The organism is Nicoliella sp. ESL1120 (genome assembly GCF_058508515.1).
In genome coordinates, this window is record NZ_CP196383.1 from 295,497 (window position 1) to 318,508 (window position 23,012).

Here is a 23,012-nt window from a genome sequence, read left to right on the forward strand (position 1 = left end):
ATCATTTTTAATTATACATGATTATGGTAATAAAAAAAGTCGCTCAATGAGCGGCTTTTTTAAAACTAATCTACGTATGCATGGGCAAAATCCCAAATTGGACCGTTAGGGAAGTACTTAATCCCCTTGATATTGGACTTAATTACTTCAGGCATACTCTTTTGGTAAAGTGGAATTACCCCTTGATCTTTCATTAAGATCTTTTCAGCAGATACTAAATCATCCCACCGTTTTGCTGGATCATTGGCATCTTGATCCTTTGAACGTGCAACTAGTTCGTCGTATTGTTTGTTCGACCACTTAGAAGTGTTAATCGCGTTACCGGTCACCTTAGTTTGAAGTGGTGAAACGGGGTCTGTGATGGATGGGTTCCAACCAGAAACACTGATTTGGTAATCAGACTTAAGTGTCTTACCTGTAACTGTGGTGTGTGGTAATAATTCGTTCGTAACCTTTAAGCCAGGTAGTTTCTGGAATTGGCTTTGAACAAATTCATTTACCTGTTTACTTGAATCATCATCACTATTTAGGATTGATACATTAAGGCTCTTGATACCAACTTCGCTTAGGCCTTGCTTCCATAGTTGTTTAGCCTTTGTTAGGTTGTAGCTAGAAGAATCTGGGACGTAAGCGGCATCAGCGAAGTCCTGCCCATTTCTAGAGGCGAGCTTCTCCTGAACAAATCCTTTAGCAGCAAGCGATCCATCACCTAAGATATCATTTACTAATTGGTTTCGGTTGATCGAAAGTGAAAGGGCCCGTCTAATTTTCCAATTCTTGAATGCGGGAACTGTCGTTTGGTTAACAGAAAGGTAAACCATTGAAAGGGTGTTTCGGTTAACTAATTGCTTGCTATTTTTAAAGTTTTTAACTTGTTCTTTTCCAGAAAGTTGTAATTCATCCAATTTACCAGTTTGGTATTGGTTTAAACCAGTTTGTGGATCTTTAATAACGTGGTAGTTAATATTATTTAGCTTAGTGGCGCTAGCATTCCAGTAGTAAGGATTTTTCTTAAGCGACCATTTATCATTGCTACCAGTCCATTTGGTAACCGTGAATGGTCCATTGGAAACGATCTTTTGGCTGGTGGTTCCGTAACTGGATCCATATTGCTTAACCACGGCTTCGCTTTGGGCGTAGAAGATTGGCAGCGTAACTAACGTCTTGAAGTAAGTTTGTGGTTTTACCAAATTAAAGACGAGCTTGTATTTACCCTCTGCCTTAACCCCTAGGGTCGTTGGCTTTGCCTTGCCACTTTGAATTGCATCGTATCCAGTAATGTTACCAAGGTAATAGGCCATTTGAGAAGCGGTCTTAGGATTGGCACTTCTTTGGATCCCATATACGAAATCTTGGGCAGTCAACGGTTTACCATTACTCCATTTAGAGTGACGTAGGTTGAAAGTATATGTTTTACCATCCTTAGATACTGAATAACTTTTAGCGATTCCAGGCGAAACCTTATTTTCACCTGCAAGGACCAATAATCCCTGGTTACTATTATAAAGGGTCTGATCACTAATTTGATCAACGGCTTTGGATGGATCTAGAGTGGCAATTGATGCAGGACTCATCCATTCCAAAGTCTTCTTGGAACTAGCATTAGAATCTGAAGAATTCTTGGTGTTGCTACACCCAGCTAACACCAATACTGCTAGTGCAGCTGTTAATCCAAATTGACTTAATTTTTTAAAACGGGTTGCCATAAAACTTCACTCCAATATATATAAATTAATTTTAACAAACAAAAAAGCCCCGTTAGGTGTCGACTAGCGACATCTAACGAGGCTTTTCTAAATTTTTCATGCTATTAATTAAGTGTGTTCAATTAATCTACTTATCTAGCACAAAAAGATTCTAGAAACATTGCAATCGTCAATGTCGACTAAAATTGAACACATACAAAATTCAGTTTTTGGGTCTACAAATAACATAGCAATATTTCCTCCGTTCGTTTTAAATTAATATTAATATATCATTAAGAAAATATTAAAGCAAGTGTAAATTTTAATTAGATTAAATTTTTCCAACCTTCATGCATGATCGAAGGGAATAGTGGCGCCAGTTGTTCCCTTTGTTCACGGTTGAGCTTCAGTGCGATTGCTGGTAAAACTCCATTAATGAAATCTTCGGCCTCTTCACTTACTTCAGTAGCACCAACTAGATGGTCATCATGATCAAAAATTAATGCTTGATCAGCAATCTGATCTTGAGTAATTTGTCGGAACCATGCTCCCGTAACGTCGCTTTCAACTAATTTGTATTGTTCGGGATGGGCCTTTGCTTCCTTAACTGATACCCCAGCTTCAGCGATGCGAGGTGATGTAAATGTCACGGTCGGAACCACGTAGGGCTGCATGTCCTTGTCAGTATCGCCCATGATAAAGTGGGCGATGTAATTAGAATGATGAGTTGCGGTCGGGGTCAACTTAGGTTGGTCGGTATCAGCAACATCACCTGCGGCAAAGATATTCGCAATGTTGGTCTGCATCTTACCATTAACCTGAATCCCATGGTCACTATAATTAATTCCTAGTTCATCTAGTCCATAACCAGTAAGGTTGGGATTCCGTCCGGTAGCATCTAAAATCCAATCGGTAGCTAATTTTTGGCCATCTCGATATTCAACAACGAGTTGGTCATTCTCCTGAGTAATACCAGTTACGTTTGCGTTGGGGATGAATTTAACGCCACGCTTAGTGAGGTCATCGACTACCTTTTGAACGTATGGTTCATGAAATTTACGTAACGCGCGGTTACCGTGCATCATGATGGTGACTTCGCTACCGAATGCATTGGCAATCGTTGCAAATTCCATGCTGATGTAGCCAGAGCCGATGATCGTCATTCGTTTGGGGAGCGGTTCAAGGTCTAAGAAATCCTTACTATCATGAGTCAATTCAATTCCTGGTACGTTTAATTTATTTGGGTGCAGCCCAGTTGCAATTACGAATTGATCCGAAGTGAATTTGTGCCCATCAATGTCGACAGTATGGGAATCCAATAACTTAGCCCAGCCCCGAATGACATCGATGCCCGCATTGACGAATCGTTTTTCCATATTCTTATCTAGCGGTCTAATCACTTGATGCTTATGTGCCATGTTAGCATCCCAGCTCATTTTTAAATCGCCCCGTGCGATCTTAGCCAATCGTTCCTGGGTTCTAGCTAGTTCAACGGCACCATCTAAAACGACCTTAGCGTTACAAGCCCAGTTCGCACAGGTGCCACCGACGCGTTCAGCTTCGATTTTAGCAACTTTGTAGCCATTTCGAACTAGTAGTGACGCCCCGTCCGAAGCATGCCCTGCGCCAATGAACATTACATCGTAATCGTATTGTGGATTCTTCATGCTGCTTCCTCCTTAATATATCTACCTACAAAAAAGGAGCGTTATAATAGCGCTTCTTTTTGGTTATTCGCTGAATCATTTCAACTGAATAATATTGGGGGTTAATAAATATCAATTAACATCTTTCATGATATCACAAAATAGATTGTGTACAAGGTATTTGTTTGCTTTCGTCCCATTAACCTACGATACCATTCCACTAAACATTTAGATAATTAACTTTGCACACTTACTAGTCTTATAATAAAATTATATTAAGTTAAATTATATATGGGAGTGGTTGTTTATGGGTGATAAGCCAAGATTTGGCACTTATTCTGATAATGATGATGATCAAAATAAATCGCGATTACATAGAAAAGTTAATAATAGTTCTAGGCTTAACAATCGGAACAAAAATGGTCATATAGCAGTCCTTGAATGGATAATCAATGTTTTTAAAATGCAACCACTAAGCTTTTGGTTGGTTCAATATGGTTTCGGAATCATTGGTTTTATTATTTATGGCTGGTTTTTTATTAATTCAGGAATATATAATTTATTGAATTTGGTATTATATCCATTTACAGTTACGATTTTAAGAGAAATTGGCAGCAAAGTTGGTGATAGTAGCACTTTTAGCCAAATGTTTTTTGCATCATCGCTCTCGTTATCAGTTAATGGTCTGGGCTCCCGTGCCGTTATTATCTGGATTTTGATAAAACTATTTATCTTTATGTTGAGATATGCCTTTAGTTTTTTGACGGGGCTATTTGGATTAATTTATATCGTTGTGCAAGCAAGGAGATTTTATAAGTAATTGGGGGGAGTGATATTAATGAAACATGTAATTTTAGTGGGTGATGGTTTTGGGAAGTGCCATAACCTTAAGGATGCAATTAATCAAGCTAAAAGTGGTGACCGCATTATTTTAGATCCAGGTGAATACAAGATTGATAACTTGGAGATTCCGCATAAAGGTTATGTTGAACTTTGTGGTAATGGTAATTCTCCAGATGATGTTATTTTGCATACGCACTTGATTATCAATGGTGGTGGTACAGCAAAGCTGGAAAAAATAAGCTTAATTAACGAAGGCGCACAATATAATCTATGTAATATTAAAAATGATAGTAAGCTAATCGCAGATAATGTTGCCTTTGAAAGCAACGCTGATAGTAACTATCCGCTGCTTTGGCTTGAGAACAGCAGCTGCATTCTAACTTCCTGTAATGTAAAACATAAAAATAATGGTAATGGAATTTGTGCCATCAATGATAGTTATGCGTTAATCTCTAATTGTGATATTACTAAACCACACGTTGCTAGTTCTAAATTGGAAATACAATCTAGTAAAGTTCATGGAAGAATTAATGTTAAAGATAATGGATTATTAGAATCGGACCACTTGTATTTAGGCGACGGTCCTAAGGAAAGTGAAGGTTCTGAAAATAATGATATAATTTTAATCAAGAATCACTCAGTTGTTAATATTAAGACATTGGAGCTATTTGATGATTTTTCAGAAGGATTGATTTTTGACAGTGATTTAAATATTAATGTTACTAAGCCTGAGAATTCCTTTGGCACTATTAGTAATAATAACTGTAATGTTAATGTTCCAGGATCAATTAATTTAAAATTAAATCAACCGACCCCCCTAAATGATGAAAAAATTAATGTTCCTGAAGATAATCTAGACGAACTAGATGCCACTGATGAACCAGCAATTGATCAATTACATCAAATGATTGGATTGCCAAATCTGAAAAAGCAAGTTGATGCATTTATAAAAGTTACCAAGTTCAATCAAAAAAGAGCAGCTCAAGGGGCGAAAACGACTAATCAATCTTTACATTCAGTATTCCTTGGTAACCCTGGAACTGGTAAGACCACCGTTGCTAGGTTAGTAGCGAAGGTAATGTTTGAAGAGGGTGTATTGCCAAAAGCAAACTACGTTGAAGTAAGTCGTCAGGATTTAGTGGGCCAAACGGTAGGTTCAACTGCTCCTAAGACCCAAGCAGTATTAGAAAAAGCCAACGGGGGCGTATTATTTGTTGATGAAGCCTATACCCTTTTTAAAAGTGGGGGGAGTGATTTTGGGCAAGAAGCGGTTGATACGATCCTTAAGTACATGGAAGACCATCGTGATACGATTATGATTATTTTTGCCGGGTACATGAAAGAAATGAATGATTTCTTGAACATGAACCCTGGCTTATCTTCTCGGATACCAAATAAATTTTATTTTGATGATTATAAGCCAGATGAAATTGCCAAAATTGGAATCTTATATCTTCATGACAATGATTTTAATGTTGATGAAGAATACTATGCCAATGCAATTAAGGAAGCATTCAAATCTAATAATGATAATAGTAACGGAAGATGGGTTCGTAATTTTAATGAAAAATTGATTTCAACCTTTATTTCTAATCAAACCAATGATGAATCTGAAGATGTTCCGACAATTAAAAATTCCGATATTGATGAATTGACAGGTGGTAATAAACAACAGAAGGGGCAAGAAGTAGACGCCTTGTTGGATGAATTGAACTCAATGATCGGATTACAAAAGGTTAAGGATTTTGTGAACAATTTAGTCAATCAAGTTAAATTGGAGCAAAAACTAAAGGGTAAAATCCCCGAAGATAATGCTACTTATCACATGATTTTTTCTGGGGCACCTGGAACTGGAAAGACCACCGTTGCTAGAATAATTGCTAAGTTATTCTACAATTTAGGGATTTTACCTAAGGATACCGTGACCGAAGTATCACGTCCTGATTTGGTTGGAGGATATATTGGACAAACCGAGTTAAAGACTAAAAAGGTAATTAGAGATGCAATGGGTGGAGTTTTGTTCGTTGATGAAGCTTATCAATTAACGAATAGTGGTTACTCTAGTGACTACGGGAAGGAAGCCATAGAAACGTTTATTACTGAATTAGAAAATAATCGTGATAAATTCATTGCAATTTTTGCCGGCTATACTGACGATATGAACAAATTTCTCGATGCTAATGAGGGACTCCGTTCTAGAATTCCATTAACGTTGGAATTTGATGACTACACACCTGAAGAAGTGGCGCAGATCGTTAAAGCCATTATTGATAAAGACTGGCAAGTAAACGATAAATTATTAACATCGATCGTTGCTAATAGGTATGAACAGCTGCCCCAAAACGAACGTTCAAACGGTCGTTGGGCCCGTAACTTTGCGCAAAAATTGGTCAAAGAGCAAAAGGTTTGGTTGGGTGAGCACCTAGATGAAGTTGGGGATGACTATCTCCATATTCAAGATAGCCTGTTAATTGAAAGTATTAGGTGGTAATATTCATTGTCTCATGTTATATGGAAATAAATTGAAACTGATCTGGAGGGAATTATAATGAAAAAATGTCCTAGATGTGGCGATTTAGTAAGTGAAGATACGCGCTTTTGTCCCAATTGCGGTTATCAATTTAACGAATCAGCAACAAGCAGTGCGGAACATCATATTTATGATTCTGCTGAGCAAAATGATAACCTTGCCGAAGGGGCTAGAAACGTGAACGTTTCCAATGGCGAAGAACAAAAGCAACCAAAAAGCAAAGCGAATAAATTGGTGATTACATTAATCACAGTGATCGTCATCTTGGTCCTGATTGGAATTGGTGCTGCTTACATCTTCATATTTAGTCCAGGTAACAATAATTCAGCAACACAAAATAGTGCTAGTTCCAGTAGTTCATCTAGTAGCGCTTCTGCTAGCAGTAGTTCTTCAGTTAGTACCAGTTCTGCTGATAATAGCCAATCGAACAGTACCTCTAACGTTACGATCTCTGCTGATGATGCCAATGACGTTTTAGGGAACTTATTTAGTTCAGTTAGTGAAGATGTTTCTGACAGTGGGAATGCAAGTGATATTGCCGATAGCTTTGTTGATGGAACTGCCAATAGTAGCTACCAAGATATGAATAGTTGGGTCAAATTACAAAGTGGAAACTCTAACGTAGCCTCCGTTAATATTGAAGTGCAGAATTTAACTACTCGTGGCAACGTGGCAAGTTTCCAGGCTAAGTATGATTTTGAACAAACTGGTGGTCAGCCAGACCATATTCAAATCTATGATTTTACTGCCAAGATGATTGATAATGGTGGTGAATTAAAGATTCAAACCTTAGCGGGAGCCTCTAAACCAACATCCGATTATGATGAAAACAACTAATGAAAAAAGCTGCTTACGGTTAAATACCGATGCAGCTTTTTTATTTGTGGTAATTTTGAACGGATTTGGCATCTCATGTGATGAAGCATTTAACATCTTAAATTATAATCGTTATTTTTAAATAAAAATTTGATATAATTATAAGGATAGTGAAAAACAAGGAGATGTTTAATATCGAGGCTTCAATCGAACAATGTACCGTAAATGATGTTCGCCAACTACAATCAATTAGTCGCAATACCTTTGCTGACACTTTTGGCGCAGATAATACCCCGAAGGACATGGCTAGATATTTAGAAGCAGCATATAATATCGACAAGTTAACGAAAGAAATTCAAAATCCTGATTCATTCTTTTACTTTATTAGGGTGGATCAAGAAGTTGCCGGATACCTGAAATTAAATATGGGCCCTGCCCAAACCGAAGCAATGGGGCCTGATACCTTAGAAATCGAACGAATCTACGTTGAATCCGCATATAAGCACCAAGGACTGGGGAGTCAATTGTTTACTAAGGCGCTCTCGGAAGCAAAACAACACCATAAGACTGAAATTTGGTTGGGCGTTTGGGAACATAATGAAAATGCGAAGGGTTTTTATGCGCACAAGGGCTTTGTGCCATTTGGTGACCATGTCTTTATGGTCGGATCTGATAAGCAACGTGATATTTTAATGAAAAAGACACTTTAAACGAAGCCTTTTTATTTGCTCTATAGTTAACTATAAGGTTTATGATATTGATAAATATAAAGGAGGTTATTGAATATGACTTTAAAAGATAAGGTAATTGTAATCACGGGAGCTAGTTCTGGAATGGGTGCTGCAACGACCAAGTTAGCCGTTGATCAGGGAGCCAAGCTAGTAATTGGTGCACGAAACGCTGACAAGTTAAACGCTTTAAAGCAAAGTACTAGTCATCCAGAAAATGTGATTGCTAAGGTAACCGATGTTTATCAATTAGACCAAGTTGAGGCATTAGTCAAAACTGCTGTTGATGAATTTGGTAAATTAGATATTATTTACAACAATGCTGGGATTATGCCCCAAGATACAATTGCCGATAGTGACCCTAAGAGCTGGCAACAAATGGTTGATACCAATATCATTGGGGTCTTGAATGGAATCAAGGCCAGTCTTCCCCAAATGCATAAGCAGGGACATGGGTTAATTATGGCCACTGATTCAGTTGCTGGACATGTGTTATACCCAGGTTCTGCAACTTATAATGGGACTAAGTTCGCTGTTCGTGCAATTATGGAAGGCCTGCGCCAAGAAGAACATGGCAATGGTATCAAGACGGGGATCATCTCACCAGGGGCCGTGAACACGAATCTGTTCGATAGTGTGGGGAACGAAAAAATCGCAGCGAACTTAAGAAAAATGGTTGCGAATAAGAACATGGCATTAAGTCCTGAAGACGTTGCAAATGCAGCAATTTTCATGATGAGTCAACCAGACACGGTAGATGTTAATGAAATCCTTGTTAGACCAACTGGACAAAGCGTTTAATGCGAATCAATCAAGTTGCTAAGCAATTTAACGTGTCACCACAAACCCTTCGATATTGGGAACGCATCGGGTTATTAACCGATGTCAATAAGGATCGGAGTGGCTATCGTGATTATAATAAGGTTAACTTAGAACAATTAAATTTTGTAATTTGCATGCGTGGCACGGGGATGCCAATTGTAATGCTTCAAGAATATTTAAGGTTGTTTCAGCAGGGACAATCAACAATTGATGATCGAAAAGCCATTTTAACCGCACAATTGAAAAATATTGATCACCAGATGGTATCTTTGCGTAAGGCTAAGCAACTCCTAAAATATAAAATTGAACATTACGATGAACTATTTAAAAAATAAAAAGATAACGATTAATTTAATCGTTATCTTTTCTTATTTATAGGGTTCATTTCTTAAATAGTTGTAGTGGGTATGCTTGTTTAGCAAATCGTAAAATTGAATTCCACAGATTTCTTTGAACAGTAACTGGAAATTTTGATAGTACATTGGAATTTCACTGTCTAACCAAACGGTAAGGATATCAATAATGTTGCTAACAACCAATTTTAACTGATAATGATTAACGTTTGGCATTAGTGTTGTCACTAAATAAATTGCCCGTTCCCTAACGAATGATAGCCAAATTTCTTTCGCATCGCAGGTCTGGAGAATCTTTAAGCGATCACGTTCCTCATAAATAATTGGAATTACTATTTCCACAAAAATGTCTAAGAGATTGCGCGGGGTGATTTTCTGAATCCCCATTGAATTAATTTTATGATAGTAATTTTTAACAATAAGGTTTAAAAAATCTTTTTCAAACCTTTTGAGAATGTCAATTTTATTATTAAAATGTTTATAAAACGTACTTCGCGAAACATTAGCAGTATAAATAATTTCACTATCTGTAATTTCAGTCAATGACTTTTGATTGATTAAAATTAAGAAAGCATCAATGATTTTGCCCTCGTTACCTTGCATTTAAAAATTCAGCTCCTTCCACAATTCCATTAATTGAAGAGTTAATTAATTTATTTAACTTTAAATTGATCGTGTCATAATCTGAGGCGGATTTTTCTTGAATCCAGATTTCAATTGCAGAAGTGGTAAACATTGTAACCAGTTGCATAATTAAATTACTTACTTGGTGTTTGATCATGGTCGTAAGCAACGCGTCGTACAACTCCTTTTGTAGCGGATCCTTCCAGAGGTAATTTAATTTAGATCGATCGAGGTCATAAAGTAATTCCAGATTTTCATTGAAGACGGGTAATAAAATTTCAAGCAACAGTTTAGTATATTGATTAACATTCTCAATTTTATCAAAAACACTATCCTCAATTTTCTGGTTGATAGGGATGATCATTTTAGTTTCAATTGTTTTACTGATTGCATTGATTATATCTTCACGATAGGTAAAGTAATTATAGAAGGTTCTTTTTGAAATTTTAGCTTTTTTAATAATATCATCGTTGCTAATTTCAAAAATGGACTTTTCTTGAATTAAATCAAAAAAAGATTTGATAATTTTAGTTTTGGTTTCCAATTTAACAAACGCTCCCTAAATAATATTGTTAATATTATAATCTCAATTAGATAGTGGTCAACTAAAATTATAAAATAAAAAAATTACAAAAAAAAGAAGCGATTCAATTACTAACAACAAATTTAACATTTGACTGTGCTAGTGATTGAGCGCTTCTTTTTATTATACTTCCCAGCTGCCACCAAAAAGATATTCTTTTAAGTCCTCTGCAGATGGATTATCTTCAAACCCACGGAATGGCTTTAGTGCTTGGAGGGCACCATCTTGGTATTCACGGCCGAGCTTAACAGCATATTCAACTAATGAATTATCCTTGATCTTTTCTTGAAGTTGACCACTAGGGGTAAGGCGTGGATATTTAACCCGTAGTTCCATATCTTGAATAATTTCTTGATATTCAGGGCCAGCTTGAATTGAATTAACAAAAAATTTTAATTGCCGAATCAATGATGCAGCATGTAATTTATACGTACATTCATCTGGCTTTTCTAGTGCCACATTATCATTCATTTCATTAGCTCGGTCAAGCGTTTTAACAACTTCGCTCGGCTTTAGTGATGGACTCATGATAAAGTAAGTGGCCATTAATCTTAGGAATCGGATGGTACCCGTTCTGATACCGACTGAGCTACTTGGATCCAAATCTAACATTCTGAGTTCGATATATTGAATCCCAGACTTTTTCATCTTATCCAAATCATTATCACCACGGAGTCTTACGGGTCCTTGACCTTCTGCGGTGGTTAATAAAGTCTTATTTTTAACGGCTTCATTCATTGAATCAACATAGGTATCTAAGTTAGTGTAGTCAGCAAAGAACTTAGCCCCAAATCCGAAACTGGTGCTTTGCCGTAAACTACGGACGGGATGTTTAGGACGATTATCACTGTCAAAGTAGTTTTCTTCAGCGATTGGACTAGCACCGAATAGATATGTAATTAACCACCGATATCTAATGAATCCTTGCGCCATCGTCATGTACAAGTAGTTCTTAACTTCTTGTTCAGACTTAAACCGATTTGGAAAGTTCTTATAGATAATGCTAATAATGTGTGGACGAATACTTAAATTAATGTGGGTACCACAAGGAGCCCCTTCAGAAATACTGTGTTTTTTTAACCATGTTTCGAAGTATTTTTGTTTCTTAGGAGTGGTGTGGGCAATGAGGGTCTTATCCTTAACCTTAGGCATGATTGGTGGCATCGATAATGGCCATAAAATTTCACCAGGAGAAAGGGCAGTCCGTAATGAAGTATTGATCCCGTATAAGTAGTGAACCGCATCAATGGCGTTTTTAGCAGGAGGGGTAACGACCTCAGACATTGCCTCTAGAAAATCGTTAGTTATCCATGGGTTGGTGGTTTCATCACCAATGGTGTTTGGATATGGTTCTGTACTTAGGTGGCCAGTTTCATCGGCACGATCCATTTCAACTTCCAGACCCATTTTAAAGTCTGATGTTTTTGAAACGGCTTCGTTTTCAAATATAACTTGTCCAATTTTACTAAACATAATAATTCCTCCCTTGACTGACTATAGTTATGGATAATGATATTACTAAAATAATTATAAGTAAAATTAATTTTTATGATTGTTAGATTAAATTAAGTAATTTGATTAAAAGAACACTGATATATCAATTTTATTATGAACTATAATTTAATCATTAGTTTTTTTAATGTATCTTTACTGTAAATTAGATTGACTTATTAATGATTGGTAGATAGAATATTAGACATTATTAAGATAATAAAGATGTAAATTAATTATATGGATTCAGTTATTAGTTCTACTCAGCGAGCACTGTTGGATGGAAGGGTGTTAGAGCTAATGACTTAAAGATTGATTATTATTGTTTATTTTACGAGATGAACTGGTGGTGCCCATTATCGCACGACAGAATTTACTGTTTCTGTATGAGATGGCATCTGTGAAGATGACTTAAAATTGGGTGGTAACGCGTTCGAACGTCCCTTAGCTAAATGCTAAGGGGCGTTTTTGATTCGAAGGGAGTTTGGATAAATGAGTAAGATAGGATTTAAGAATGCAAACATTTTTGATGGGGTGAATAATAAGATTCAAAGGGCAGCTTGGATGGTCGTTGATGATCAAAGTGGGCGAATCGAACAAATTGGTTCGGGGACGATGCCAACGACTGATCAAGTAATTGATGTGGGCGCCAAGTACATAATGCCTGGAATGATCAATGCCCATACTCATATTACGGATGACCCATCAGAGAGTGACGGTGGGGTGAAAAACATTACTGAGACGATCGTTGATGCAATTCATTTCATGCATCAGTTTTTAAAGTCTGGTTGTACTTATATTCGGCAGTGCGGGAGTACTTATGGAGTCGATATTCAAATTAACGACTTAATTAAAAAGGGAAAAATCAAACACGTTCCCAATATGATGGCTTCTGGTCGAGCATTTACCATGACTGGTGGTCATGGTGATTATCCGCATGGTGGCTACATTGTTGACTCTGAAGATGAAATGCGCAAAAAGGTACGGGAAAATTTCAAATTAGGTGCTGACAGCATTAAAGTTATGGCTAGTGGTGGTGTAATGTCACCGTGGGATGCGATGGATGAAGCTCAATTGACCGTTGATGAAATTAAAGTGGCCGTTTATGAGGCTCATAACAAACATGCGATCATTGCTGCACATGCAGAAGGGACTTCATCGATTCAAAATGTAATTGATGCGGGTGTTGATTCGATTGAGCATGGCTTTTATGTAACTGAAAAGCAAGTTGAAGAAATCAAGCAACGAGGCATCTACATCGTCCCAACGATTACTGCCGCTTGGTCAGTGGTTACGTATGGTGCAGATGAATTACCGAAGTGGGAACATAAGAAGATGAATGATGCAATTGAAGATGTTTATTCTAATATTCGGATGGCATATGAACATGGTGCCAAGATTGCATTGGGAACTGATGCTGGGACGCCATATAATGATTTTACAATTACGACACCAAAGGAATTAGAGTTATTAGTTGAAAAGGAAGGCTTCACGAACTTTGATGCTTTGTATACTTCCTATCGTGCCGCTGAATTGATGAAAATCGATAAGGACTATGGCTCGATTGAAATCGGTAAGGTTGCTGATTTTCTAATTATTGATAACGATCCACTTACTGATATAAAGGCGGTTCAACAAGTTGATAAGGCCGTCTATAAAAATGGAATTAGGGAATTTTAGGGTTAAAAGCTTTTAAATTATAACTTTGCCAATGCAGAAAAAAGGCATCCATTTCTGGATGCCTTTTAATTTTGCAATGTGAATAATTTATTCGCTATATGAGTCTGATTCTGAATAATAAGCACGTTTGGCTAATGAAAGATTTCCAATAATCGATAACTTCCGATTCGAATTGGAAGGAGCGACGATGTAATCATCGATCGAACCAACGTCAACGTAGTTATTTAACACCTTAGCGAATTGTTTTTTGATTTTTTCGAGCTCAACTTCGTTAACGATGTCGCCGCCGATAATAATTTTTTGTGGACGGACCATTAACGTTGCTTGGACCGCCGATTGTGCAATGTAATAAGCACAAATATCCCAAATTGGGTTGAACATCGAAATTTCCCGATAACTTTTTCCAAAGCGGGCTTCAAATGCTGGCTCAGAGACTAAGCCCTCTAAGCAATCGCCCTGGTAGGGACATGTTCCTGGAAAGGTTTGATCATCTGGATGGCGTTCTGGATAAATATGGCCAATTTCAGGACTACCTTGATAGCCAATTAATTCGCCATCGTTCACGATTCCAGCACCAACCCCCTTACTAATGGTAATATATACTAGTGATAAGACGGGGTCGTTTTTTAAAATTGAAATAATGTATTCACCATAGGCAGTACTATTTACATCGGTGGTGAATGACATTGGTAACTTGAGATACTGTTTGAGGGTTCCTAATAGGTTCACATTGGACCAGTTCTTGCGCGATGAGTCCATAATGTAGCCATACTTGGAAGAATAATTTCTTAATTCGAGGGGGCCAAATGATGAAACCCCGATTGCTTTAATTTGATCGAAGCCCTGAAAATAGTTCACGACTTTTCTCAACGTCTCTTTGGGATCTAATAGTGGAAAATCAACTTTGTCTTTGATGTCGACATGTCCATCACCAACGGCACAGGTTACTTCATTATCGCGAAATTCAATACTGCCTAATAGCATGAGACGATTCCTCTTTTCACAGGTTAATTTAAAACATTTGATAGTTTAAAAATAGCACATTAAGAAAGCGCTTTCAATTATTTTGCCCTAAAAAAAGAAAAAATAAAAAAAGAAGGTGCTTTTTATTGAAAACGCTTTCAAGTAATGCTATCTTTTACTTGTAGAAAAGAAAAATTCTATTGATTGAAATAAAAATAAGTAAAATAATTTGAACCAATTAGAGGTGGTTACAATGTTATTTGGAAGTATTGAAGCCGGTGGAACTAAGTTCGTTTGTGCAGTCGGCAATGAAGATTTTGAAATTAAAGATAGCATCCATATTCCTACAACGACCCCATCAGAAACGATCGGTCAATGTGTTGAATATTTTAAAAAATTTCCAGAAATTAAGGCGATTGGGATTGCATCATTTGGCCCAATCGAAGTGCGGGTAGATAACCCAAAGTATGGCTATATTACTGATACGCCTAAAAAGCACTGGTCAAATACCAACTTTTTAGGAACCATGAAGAAGTACTTTGACGTCCCAATGTATTGGACGACTGATGTTAACGGTTCTGCATACGGTGAATACATCACCTCGATTAAAAATCATAATCCAGTGCATTCATTAGTTTACTACACCATTGGGACTGGAGTTGGGGCTGGGATTGTTAATAACGGTCACTTCTTAGGCTACATTGGGCACCCCGAAGCTGGGCACGTTAAAATGAAGCGTGCAGAAGGTGACAAGGACTTCAAGGGAATTTGTCCTTACCATGGTGATTGTTTGGAAGGGCTTGCCGCAGGGCCTACTTTCGAAGCACGGACTGGTAAGAAGGGCCAATTCGTACCATTGACTGATCCTGCCTGGGATTACGTTGCTTACTACGTTGCTCAAGCTGCAGTTCAAGCAACGCTGTTCATCCGTCCTGAACGCATCATCTTTGGTGGGGGAGTCGTAAGTGAAGAGTTCTTGGATATGGTACGGGTTCACTTCAAGAACATCTTTAACGACTATGTTGCCGTGGGTGACTTGAATGAATACATTCAAATGCCTAAGGTAGCCCACAATGGTTCGGCCACCGTTGGGAACTTTTCGTTAGCACTCAAGCAATACTACAAGGAAAATATCGTTAAAATTTAATATAATCTGTATGAGGTGATTGTAATGACAAATGTATCATTTGATGAATCAGCATTAACAAACTTTGTAGCACCAAACGAACTTAAAGAAATTAAGCCAATGTTAGACACTGCTCGTGATGAATTAGTCAACGGGACGGGAGTGGAAAGCCAAATGCGTGAATGGCTTACCCTTCCAAAGGACTATGATAAGGAAGAATTTGCGCGGATTCAAAAGGCTGCTAAACAAATTCAATCCGACTCAAAGGTCCTCGTCGTAATTGGAATTGGTGGTTCATACCTTGGTGCAAAGATGGCATTAGATTTCCTTCACGATAATTTCTATGAAGCAACTCCTGATGACCAACGTGAATTTCCACAAGTGATTTTTGCAGGGAACTCAATTAGTGGCTCATACGTTAACGACCTTGTGAAGTTGATCGGCGACCGTGATTTTTCAGTGAACGTCATTTCAAAGTCTGGGACCACCACTGAACCTGCAATCGCATTTCGGGTGTTTAGAAAGTTATTAGTTGAAAAGTATGGTGAAGCTGCTGCTAAGCAACGGATCTACGTTACCACTGATGCTAAGAACGGTGCGTTGAGACAAGAAGTTAAGGCCAACGGTTACGAATCATTCATTATTCCAGATGGAATTGGTGGTCGTTACTCAGTCCTTTGTCCAGTTGGTTTATTACCAATCGCAGCTTCTGGTGTGGATATTAAAGAATTAATGCAAGGGGCTGCTGATGCACAAGACTACTACAATGCTAAGCCACTTGCTGAAAACGGGGCACTCCAATACGCTGCATACCGTAACATTCTTTATCGGAAGGGTTACACTAACGAAATCTTGGAAAACTATGAACCAAACCTACGTTACCTTTCAGAATGGTGGAAGCAACTTGCTGGTGAAACAGAAGGAAAGGACAATAAGGGGATCTACCCAAGTTCTGCTAACTTCTCTACTGACCTGCATTCATTAGGTCAATACATTCAACAAGGGGTTAGAAACCTAATGGAAACCGTTGTGATGGTCGACCAACCAGCTTCTGACGTTGACGTGCCAAAGACTGGTGATAACGGTGATGGAATCGAATACCTTGAAGGAAGAACGATGAACTACGTTAACAAGAAGGCCTTTGAAAGTGTGATTCTAGCCCACACTAACGGTGGCGTACCTAACATGGTCGTATCCGTTAAGGACCAAAGTGCTTATAGCTTAGGTGAATTGATCTACTTCTTTGAATTCGCGATTGCTGTTTCAGCTTACTTGAACGGCATTAACCCATTCAATCAACCAGGAGTGGAAGACTACAAGCAAAACATGTTTGCATTGCTCGGCAAGCCTGGTTACGAAGATTTGAAGCACCAAATTGAAATTAATGCGGCTGCTAAGAACCAAAAGCAAGCCATTAATAGTCAAGAATCAAAAGACGCTGCTAAGTAGTGTGATTAGAATTAAAAAAGCCCAGCTAATGTTAGCTGGGCTTTTTGTATGCAATGGTAGTTGAACAGCGCTATAATATTAATAATTATTTTAAAGGGAGGGTTGGTCAATGCATTCAAATCTTTTGAAGTTATTGCTACTTGCTAAAAAAATGAAAATTATTGTGATTGTAATTGACCGCCTTCGAGCGGTGTTAAAACCGATTTCTGTTGAATTTGGAATCGAATAAGATAGAAAGAGGTTTTAACGATGAAATGGATTTGTAAACGTTTTGATGAATTAACGAACCACCAGATTTGGGAAATGTACCACATTCGTGCTGAAACGTTCTGTGTGGAACAAAACCGCACGACCGTTGATGCAGATGAACAAGACCTGACTGCCTATCACGTGATGGGATTTGATGATCAAGGCAAGTTGGTTGCGTATGCCCGCTTTTATGAAGTCGATGGTGTACTAGACTTTGGAAGGGTATTGACCGTGCCCAGCGTTCGTGGAACGGGAATGGGCAAGCAACTCATGGATTACTTGCTAACTCAAATTGAGCGGGTTTACCCTGGTCATCGTAAAATTGTGATTACCGCCCAGGCGGACAAACAGGGCTTCTATGAAAAATTTGGATTTAAGACCCAGGGGGATGTCTTTATTCATGCCCAGACCCCTCACATTACAATGGTTAAAGAAGCACGGGAGGAATAATGAATGGCTGATGTTTATATTCGGAAGGGCACACTAGCTGACTTGCCAGCAATTATGCAGGTCATTAATGATGCTAAGCAGTTATTAAAGGAAAGTGGGAGCACCCAGTGGCAAGCTGGCTATCCATACGAATCGACTTTACAAGCAGATATTGAAAATGGGATTAACTACGTCTTAATTGATGCTGGAGAGATTGCGGGAACGGCATCGTTACTATTTGATGTTGAACCCACTTACCATGATATTGACGGAGCTTGGCAAAAGCCGACCGATCGCTATTCAACGATTCATCGGATTGCAATTGCCAGTAATTTTCGTGGTCAGCACCTTAGTTCCTACTTTTTATCCAACTTAATTACGGTGACTGCCATTAATGGGATTCAAAATGTTCGTTTTGATACCCATCGACTGAATAAGGCAATGCAAGCTGCTGGAGAGCGTTTTGATTTTAAATACCGCGGGATTGTTGAAGTTAATAATACTGATGATCCAAAGCGCTTAGCTTACGAATTGAATCTATAAGATTTAATAATTGGTTGAACATAATTAATAAGAAAATCAAGATAACTTTATGATTCAATGTTTCACGTGTAACAATAAAATCTAGTTAATCAATCAAGTTGCTTTGCAATTCTATTACTTTCCGTGGCCAACCCCACGCATAACATGATCAGAATGTTCAACTGCTTCATTAATAATGTCAAAAATATGCGGATCATCAACTTTGTATTCTTTGGACTTGCCGACTTGCTTGACGCTGACCAGTTGGAAGTCACGCAAAATTTTTAATTGATGCGAAACGGCTGATTGCTCAAGTCCTAGGGCAACCACCAATTGGTTCACCGTTTTAGCCTCGTTATCTAATAGGTATAAGATTTTTAAACGGTTAACGTTACTAAGCATTTTAAAGATAGATTGAACTTCTAATAAATGTTGTTCGTCAATTTTAAATTTCGAGTTCAAATGAATCACCCCTCATATTAATAATATATTATCAAAAGTTGCAATTACAAAACAACTTCTTAAAGAATGTTAAAAGAAATTTACATTGCCTTAATTCCTTTCGTTTATGGCAAAAATATAGTATCATTATTGATATACCAGTATGTTAATACAGGACAATATTAATTCATGGTATATCTAAGGTCGATTCTCCATCAGGGAATTAGGCCTTTTTTCGTGCCTTCAAATATTCCAAACTATTTTCATCCTTGATCTAGCACACTGGATCTAACTTTGATAAAATTTATTTAGATAGAATGAATACAGTTGATCCAAAAAAATATATACATATGGGGTGTAAGAATGGATTTTAGAGAAAAGTTTAATCCAAGTGTGCAGAGTATTTCCGATGTTTTTAGTATGAATCGTTATCGGATTCCTAGTTATCAACGGGGTTATTCATGGGAAGATGACCAAGTTTTAGATCTGTGGGAAGATTTGATGGAAGTCGTAGATGGGGCTCGTGATTCTCACTTCTTTGGTCAGTTAGTAACTTTTGATACGGAAGATAGTCGTCAAGAGATTATAGATGGACAACAAAGAATCACTACCAGCCAATTATTACTTGCCGTGATCAGTAAGCATGCCAATCAAATTCAAAACGAATTATTTGATAATAATAATGATACAAATCGAAACTTGATTGGTTTAATTACTACCATTACATCAGCTTTGAATAATGCTTTAGATAGTGGGAACCGATTAACGATTAGTAAGTCTAGCGATGAAAGCGGCGTCCAGGATGCTTTCAATAATTTGTTGCGCAATGGACTTGTTATTAATAATCCTTCATCTAATAAGGCCATTAATAACATGAAGAATACCTATCAAAAATTTGATACTAAAATTAGTGGCGAATTGAAAAAGATGAACTTAATGGAGCAAGCTAAACGCTTGAGTGCCATTTATGATGCATTTTACAATCGCTTTTACGTTGTGAAGGTCCTAGCACCCAATAGACAGGATGCGTTTACGATTTTCCAAACTTTAAATAGTCGCGGAGCTGACTTAACTGCGTCTGATATTATCAAGAGTCACATTATTTCCCTAATGAGTGTTAATAATGGCGAACCCAACCAATCAAGTGGCTCTGAATCGGCAAGTTCCGAATGGAATATTGTTGATAGAACCCTGGGCAGTGATAGTAAAAAAATCAATAATTTTATTCGCTCCTATTGGGGAGCAAAGGTTGCCCATGTAACTGAAAATAAATTGTATCGGAAGGTCATTAAAGCAATAAACACGCAAGCGGATGCGCAAGAATTTCTAAAAGAAACCTCTGACTTAGTACATCTATACAAGTTGTTGAAGGACTATGGCAATCGGAAGGAATATAAAAATCCGCGAATTAATTACATCTTAAGTATTTTAAGTAAGGCTAATTTTACCCTTTACTATCCAATCATGCTCTCACTAGCACATAATAAATTTTCTGAAGATACGATCCTGAGGGTGCTATATAAGATAATTTCGATATTTGTAAGGTATCGTTTAATTTGCAACAAGACGACGAATTCATTGGAAAATGGCTTTTCAAATGTAGCAATTAAAATCTGGAACGGTGAGTTGAATAATTCGGATGCAATCGTAGCAGATTTGAATCGATATAACGTTAGCGACAATGAAGTTAATTCTTCATTTACTAACTGTCATAAGGAGGGTTCTTCAACTGGTCAAAAACGTTGGGTTTTAGATTATTTGTTGGCTAGTATTTATGAATTCACTTTTGAAGATGTTTTTAAATCAGACATTGAAATGTATGATACTGTTTTTGCCAAAAATGATTATGTTCCAATGCATATTAATGAAGAAATTGAACCTGAGGATCTGAGAAACTATCTGGGGAATTGGGTAATTATAGAAAATACGATTTATTCTAATCCATCTAAAAAATATAATATTCAAGAAACGGTGGCAATGCTTGAAAAATCTAGTTTGAAATCTAATAAAAGACTAGCTGATCAAATTAAGAACAATGATTACCAATGGAACTTATCAGATATTGAAAATATGCAAAAAGAATTAGGTAAAAATGTAACCAGTATCTGGTATTAAAGTGGGGAGATATTAAATGAGTAATTATGATTATAAAAACTTATCTTATTCTAAGGACTTAAGAGATATTCAAATTCCCAAGTTTCAACGTTCATTAGTTTGGAAAAAGCATCAAAAAATTGATTTATTGACTACTTTGCATCGTGATTTTCCATTCGGCTCTCTGCTTATTACCCCGATTCAGGGAAGTGATAAGAAGTATAATTTGCTCGATGGTCAACAACGCCTATCTACAATTAAGGATTATGATAATAATAAAATCAAGTATTGGAAGGAACTGGATAAGCAACATTATTTAGACTTATTTAATCGATTCAACCAAATTCTAAAGGAAACTGATGTTAAACCGCTTAAGCAAAAGGACTTTGACTCATTAATTGATAATGAATCAGAGGTTAGTCATTGGCGGAAAGACATGATTGAAAAGGTTAAACTAGAAGATAATGACGAAAAGCGGATTAAACTTTATGAGGCGTTCGATGAAACCATTTTGCCCTTTATTAATCTGGTAAGTAATGAAGTGAGGGACTATATTGACTTAGACCATTTAGATATTCCAGTCCTAGAATTTACTGGCGATGAGGTTGACCTACCAGAAGTATATGAGAATCTAAATAAGGGTGGGGTCCCATTAAACAAGTATGAAATATTGAGTGCTTCTTGGTTTGATGAAAAGATTGTTATTCCTAAAAATAGTTTACATGGAAATGAAATATTGAACTTAGTCAAAAATTACTATAATGAATTAATTCAAGATGGTACTTTTGCAATTTCTGATTTTTCGGAAGATGATATCACAAGGACTCGGGAGATAAACCTAGCTGAATTCGCCAAGGCGTTGGGGGCGTTGGTCGTAAACAACTTGCCAGCACTGATTAAATCCACTTCTTCGGTGATTGATGAAATTGGCTTTGGCTTAATGGGCATTATTACAAATGTTGATAATAAGCGGATCGCAATCATTCATAATAAAAAGGGCTTCATTCAAAAAAACATTAATCCCATTGTTGATAAAGCGTATGTATTTGCAAAGCGAATTAATGCGATGTTCGAGAGAATCCTAAATAAAAATATTTTTTACTCCGATGATGGGCATGCTAAAAAAGATGAGTATGCATATGGTTTATCATCAACATTTAAAGTTCTTTCCTATTTTGCTAGTATGTGGGATTTAGATGAAAGCGATGTTAAGAAAACGCTAGACAATATTCCGGCGTATTATGTATATGATAGTATTGCTAAGGTATGGAACGGGCATGGTGATACGCGGTTATTTGATTATTATAGTAGTAATATGCGTAGGAACTACCTTGAGCCGATTGATACCGAAACATTTCAGACTGCATTTAAAGCATGGATTATAGACAATCCCAATGTTCATGTTAAATTTAACGATGAAGTGAGAGCGCTAATTACGATTCACGCTAACTTAACGTACCTTAAATCTGGGGTGCCAACATCTGAAGACTACGAATTTGAGCACGTAATTCCAAGGGCACGGATTCTTAAATATGATGCAAAGCCAAATTTTACGCATATTGCTAGTTTAGGGAATGGGATGTTTTTACCCAAAAAATTAAATAATAAAAAAAGTTCTAATACGCTATATGAATATAATATTAAAAATCCAGACTTTGACTACAGTTCTTTAATTAAGGAATCTGATTACTTTTCAAAGAATCAATTTAATAAAATTTTTCTGGAACTTGAGAATAAACAGTTTAATCAAGTTAACGAATTAATTGACAAGCGTTCTGAAGAAATGGCGAAAAGCATTATTGAGGGATTGGATGCACGGAATAATGTATTTCATCGGACTGCTCCTAAACAGGATTCTAACAAGTTAAGCCGCTATTAGGATTGAAAAAATTTATAAGTGTAATTCCCGACATTTTGCCTGAACTCGTGTATAATAAA

General features: G+C 37.1%; 20 protein-coding genes. 13 read left to right on the forward strand and 7 right to left on the reverse strand.

Annotation, left to right across the window (positions count from 1 at the left end):
- Positions 1-65: 65 nt before the first annotated feature.
- Together ACSYTE_RS01365 and ACSYTE_RS01370 are read right to left on the reverse strand one after the other, a co-directional pair.
- On the reverse strand, positions 66-1,706 hold the full coding sequence (locus tag ACSYTE_RS01365) for a peptide ABC transporter substrate-binding protein (RefSeq protein ID WP_491716935.1): 1,641 nt from the start codon (positions 1,704-1,706) through the stop codon (positions 66-68).
- Positions 1,707-2,011: 305 nt separating this feature from the next.
- Positions 2,012-3,352 (reverse strand): dihydrolipoyl dehydrogenase family protein, encoded by a 1,341-nt coding sequence (locus ACSYTE_RS01370; RefSeq protein WP_491716936.1) that lies wholly within the window; start codon positions 3,350-3,352, stop codon positions 2,012-2,014.
- Positions 3,353-3,638: 286 nt separating this feature from the next.
- Between ACSYTE_RS01370 and ACSYTE_RS01375 the strand changes: the two genes are divergently transcribed.
- The 6 genes from ACSYTE_RS01375 (at position 3,639) to ACSYTE_RS01400 (ending at position 9,405) form a co-directional block, all read left to right on the forward strand.
- On the forward strand, positions 3,639-4,151 hold the full coding sequence (locus ACSYTE_RS01375) for a hypothetical protein (protein ID WP_491716937.1): 513 nt from the start codon (positions 3,639-3,641) through the stop codon (positions 4,149-4,151).
- Positions 4,152-4,169: 18 nt separating this feature from the next.
- Positions 4,170-6,665 (forward strand): AAA family ATPase, encoded by a 2,496-nt coding sequence (locus ACSYTE_RS01380; RefSeq protein ID WP_491716938.1) that lies wholly within the window; start codon positions 4,170-4,172, stop codon positions 6,663-6,665.
- A gap of 57 nt (positions 6,666-6,722) precedes the next feature.
- Entirely contained in the window at positions 6,723-7,541 is an 819-nt protein-coding gene (locus ACSYTE_RS01385; RefSeq protein WP_491716939.1) for a zinc ribbon domain-containing protein, read from the forward strand.
- Between the two features lie 164 nt (positions 7,542-7,705).
- Entirely contained in the window at positions 7,706-8,230 is a 525-nt protein-coding gene (locus ACSYTE_RS01390; protein WP_491716940.1) for a GNAT family N-acetyltransferase, read from the forward strand.
- 75 nt (positions 8,231-8,305) lie between these two features.
- On the forward strand, positions 8,306-9,049 hold the full coding sequence (locus tag ACSYTE_RS01395) for an SDR family oxidoreductase (protein WP_491716941.1): 744 nt from the start codon (positions 8,306-8,308) through the stop codon (positions 9,047-9,049).
- On the forward strand, positions 9,049-9,405 hold the full coding sequence (locus ACSYTE_RS01400) for a MerR family transcriptional regulator (RefSeq protein WP_491716942.1): 357 nt from the start codon (positions 9,049-9,051) through the stop codon (positions 9,403-9,405). The genes ACSYTE_RS01395 and ACSYTE_RS01400 overlap by 1 nt, the downstream gene beginning before the upstream one ends.
- A 33-nt stretch (positions 9,406-9,438) precedes the next feature.
- Here the strand turns inward: ACSYTE_RS01400 and ACSYTE_RS01405 are convergent, their stop codons facing one another.
- From ACSYTE_RS01405 to ACSYTE_RS01415, 3 genes are all read right to left on the reverse strand, one after another.
- On the reverse strand, positions 9,439-10,026 hold the full coding sequence (locus ACSYTE_RS01405; RefSeq protein ID WP_491716943.1) for a TetR/AcrR family transcriptional regulator: 588 nt from the start codon (positions 10,024-10,026) through the stop codon (positions 9,439-9,441).
- On the reverse strand, positions 10,016-10,591 hold the full coding sequence (locus ACSYTE_RS01410; protein ID WP_491716944.1) for a TetR/AcrR family transcriptional regulator: 576 nt from the start codon (positions 10,589-10,591) through the stop codon (positions 10,016-10,018). The genes ACSYTE_RS01405 and ACSYTE_RS01410 overlap by 11 nt, the downstream gene beginning before the upstream one ends.
- 162 nt (positions 10,592-10,753) lie before the next feature.
- Positions 10,754-12,103, reverse strand: a complete 1,350-nt coding sequence (locus tag ACSYTE_RS01415; protein WP_491716945.1) for a glutamate--cysteine ligase — start codon at positions 12,101-12,103, stop codon at positions 10,754-10,756.
- 510 nt (positions 12,104-12,613) lie between these two features.
- Here ACSYTE_RS01415 and ACSYTE_RS01420 point away from each other — a divergent pair.
- Complete coding sequence (locus ACSYTE_RS01420; protein ID WP_491716946.1) at positions 12,614-13,801, forward strand: metal-dependent hydrolase family protein; 1,188 nt, start codon at positions 12,614-12,616, stop codon at positions 13,799-13,801.
- 87 nt (positions 13,802-13,888) lie between these two features.
- On the opposite strand, the gene ACSYTE_RS01425 is transcribed toward ACSYTE_RS01420, so the two are convergent.
- The gene (locus ACSYTE_RS01425; protein WP_491716947.1) at positions 13,889-14,785 is read right to left on the reverse strand and encodes an ROK family protein; all 897 of its coding nucleotides are present in this window, start codon (positions 14,783-14,785) and stop codon (positions 13,889-13,891) included.
- Between the two features lie 232 nt (positions 14,786-15,017).
- On the opposite strand from ACSYTE_RS01425, the gene ACSYTE_RS01430 reads away from it, so the two are divergent.
- From ACSYTE_RS01430 to ACSYTE_RS01445, 4 genes are all read left to right on the forward strand, one after another.
- Positions 15,018-15,911 carry an ROK family protein gene (locus ACSYTE_RS01430; protein WP_491716948.1) on the forward strand — a complete coding sequence of 298 codons (894 nt, stop codon included), beginning with the start codon at positions 15,018-15,020 and terminating at the stop codon, positions 15,909-15,911.
- 24 nt (positions 15,912-15,935) lie between these two features.
- Positions 15,936-17,339, forward strand: coding sequence for a glucose-6-phosphate isomerase (locus ACSYTE_RS01435; RefSeq protein ID WP_491716949.1), 1,404 nt, complete (start codon positions 15,936-15,938; stop codon positions 17,337-17,339).
- A 249-nt stretch (positions 17,340-17,588) separates the two neighbouring features.
- The gene (locus tag ACSYTE_RS01440) at positions 17,589-18,038 is read left to right on the forward strand and encodes a GNAT family N-acetyltransferase (protein WP_491716950.1); all 450 of its coding nucleotides are present in this window, start codon (positions 17,589-17,591) and stop codon (positions 18,036-18,038) included.
- A gap of 3 nt (positions 18,039-18,041) precedes the next feature.
- A complete protein-coding gene (locus ACSYTE_RS01445) occupies positions 18,042-18,560 on the forward strand; it encodes a GNAT family N-acetyltransferase (RefSeq protein ID WP_491716951.1) in 519 nt (172 codons plus the stop codon).
- Positions 18,561-18,674: 114 nt separating this feature from the next.
- Here ACSYTE_RS01445 and ACSYTE_RS01450 read toward each other — a convergent pair whose 3' ends face one another.
- Positions 18,675-19,010: an ArsR/SmtB family transcription factor gene (locus ACSYTE_RS01450; protein WP_491716952.1), complete on the reverse strand. Its 336-nt coding sequence runs from the start codon at positions 19,008-19,010 to the stop codon at positions 18,675-18,677.
- Positions 19,011-19,343: 333 nt separating this feature from the next.
- Between ACSYTE_RS01450 and ACSYTE_RS01455 the strand changes: the two genes are divergently transcribed.
- A complete protein-coding gene (locus ACSYTE_RS01455) occupies positions 19,344-21,095 on the forward strand; it encodes a DUF262 domain-containing protein (protein WP_491716953.1) in 1,752 nt (583 codons plus the stop codon).
- Between the two features lie 16 nt (positions 21,096-21,111).
- Positions 21,112-22,953, forward strand: a complete 1,842-nt coding sequence (locus ACSYTE_RS01460; protein WP_491716954.1) for a DUF262 domain-containing protein — start codon at positions 21,112-21,114, stop codon at positions 22,951-22,953.
- The last annotated feature ends 59 nt before the right edge of the window (positions 22,954-23,012 follow it).

Bases quoted from the DNA above. Each gene is read 5' to 3' on its own strand.
- ACSYTE_RS01365 (WP_491716935.1), bottom strand. From the start codon at position 1,706: ATGGCAACCCGTTTTAAAAAATTAAGTCAATTTGGATTAACAGCTGCA.
- ACSYTE_RS01370 (WP_491716936.1), bottom strand. From the start codon at position 3,352: ATGAAGAATCCACAATACGATTACGATGTAATGTTCATTGGCGCAGGG.
- ACSYTE_RS01375 (WP_491716937.1), top strand. From the start codon at position 3,639: ATGGGTGATAAGCCAAGATTTGGCACTTATTCTGATAATGATGATGAT.
- ACSYTE_RS01380 (WP_491716938.1), top strand. From the start codon at position 4,170: ATGAAACATGTAATTTTAGTGGGTGATGGTTTTGGGAAGTGCCATAAC.
- ACSYTE_RS01385 (WP_491716939.1), top strand. From the start codon at position 6,723: ATGAAAAAATGTCCTAGATGTGGCGATTTAGTAAGTGAAGATACGCGC.
- ACSYTE_RS01390 (WP_491716940.1), top strand. From the start codon at position 7,706: ATGTTTAATATCGAGGCTTCAATCGAACAATGTACCGTAAATGATGTT.
- ACSYTE_RS01395 (WP_491716941.1), top strand. From the start codon at position 8,306: ATGACTTTAAAAGATAAGGTAATTGTAATCACGGGAGCTAGTTCTGGA.
- ACSYTE_RS01400 (WP_491716942.1), top strand. From the start codon at position 9,049: ATGCGAATCAATCAAGTTGCTAAGCAATTTAACGTGTCACCACAAACC.
- ACSYTE_RS01405 (WP_491716943.1), bottom strand. From the start codon at position 10,026: ATGCAAGGTAACGAGGGCAAAATCATTGATGCTTTCTTAATTTTAATC.
- ACSYTE_RS01415 (WP_491716945.1), bottom strand. From the start codon at position 12,103: ATGTTTAGTAAAATTGGACAAGTTATATTTGAAAACGAAGCCGTTTCA.
- ACSYTE_RS01420 (WP_491716946.1), top strand. From the start codon at position 12,614: ATGAGTAAGATAGGATTTAAGAATGCAAACATTTTTGATGGGGTGAAT.
- ACSYTE_RS01425 (WP_491716947.1), bottom strand. From the start codon at position 14,785: ATGCTATTAGGCAGTATTGAATTTCGCGATAATGAAGTAACCTGTGCC.
- ACSYTE_RS01430 (WP_491716948.1), top strand. From the start codon at position 15,018: ATGTTATTTGGAAGTATTGAAGCCGGTGGAACTAAGTTCGTTTGTGCA.
- ACSYTE_RS01435 (WP_491716949.1), top strand. From the start codon at position 15,936: ATGACAAATGTATCATTTGATGAATCAGCATTAACAAACTTTGTAGCA.
- ACSYTE_RS01440 (WP_491716950.1), top strand. From the start codon at position 17,589: ATGAAATGGATTTGTAAACGTTTTGATGAATTAACGAACCACCAGATT.
- ACSYTE_RS01445 (WP_491716951.1), top strand. From the start codon at position 18,042: ATGGCTGATGTTTATATTCGGAAGGGCACACTAGCTGACTTGCCAGCA.
- ACSYTE_RS01455 (WP_491716953.1), top strand. From the start codon at position 19,344: ATGGATTTTAGAGAAAAGTTTAATCCAAGTGTGCAGAGTATTTCCGAT.
- ACSYTE_RS01460 (WP_491716954.1), top strand. From the start codon at position 21,112: ATGAGTAATTATGATTATAAAAACTTATCTTATTCTAAGGACTTAAGA.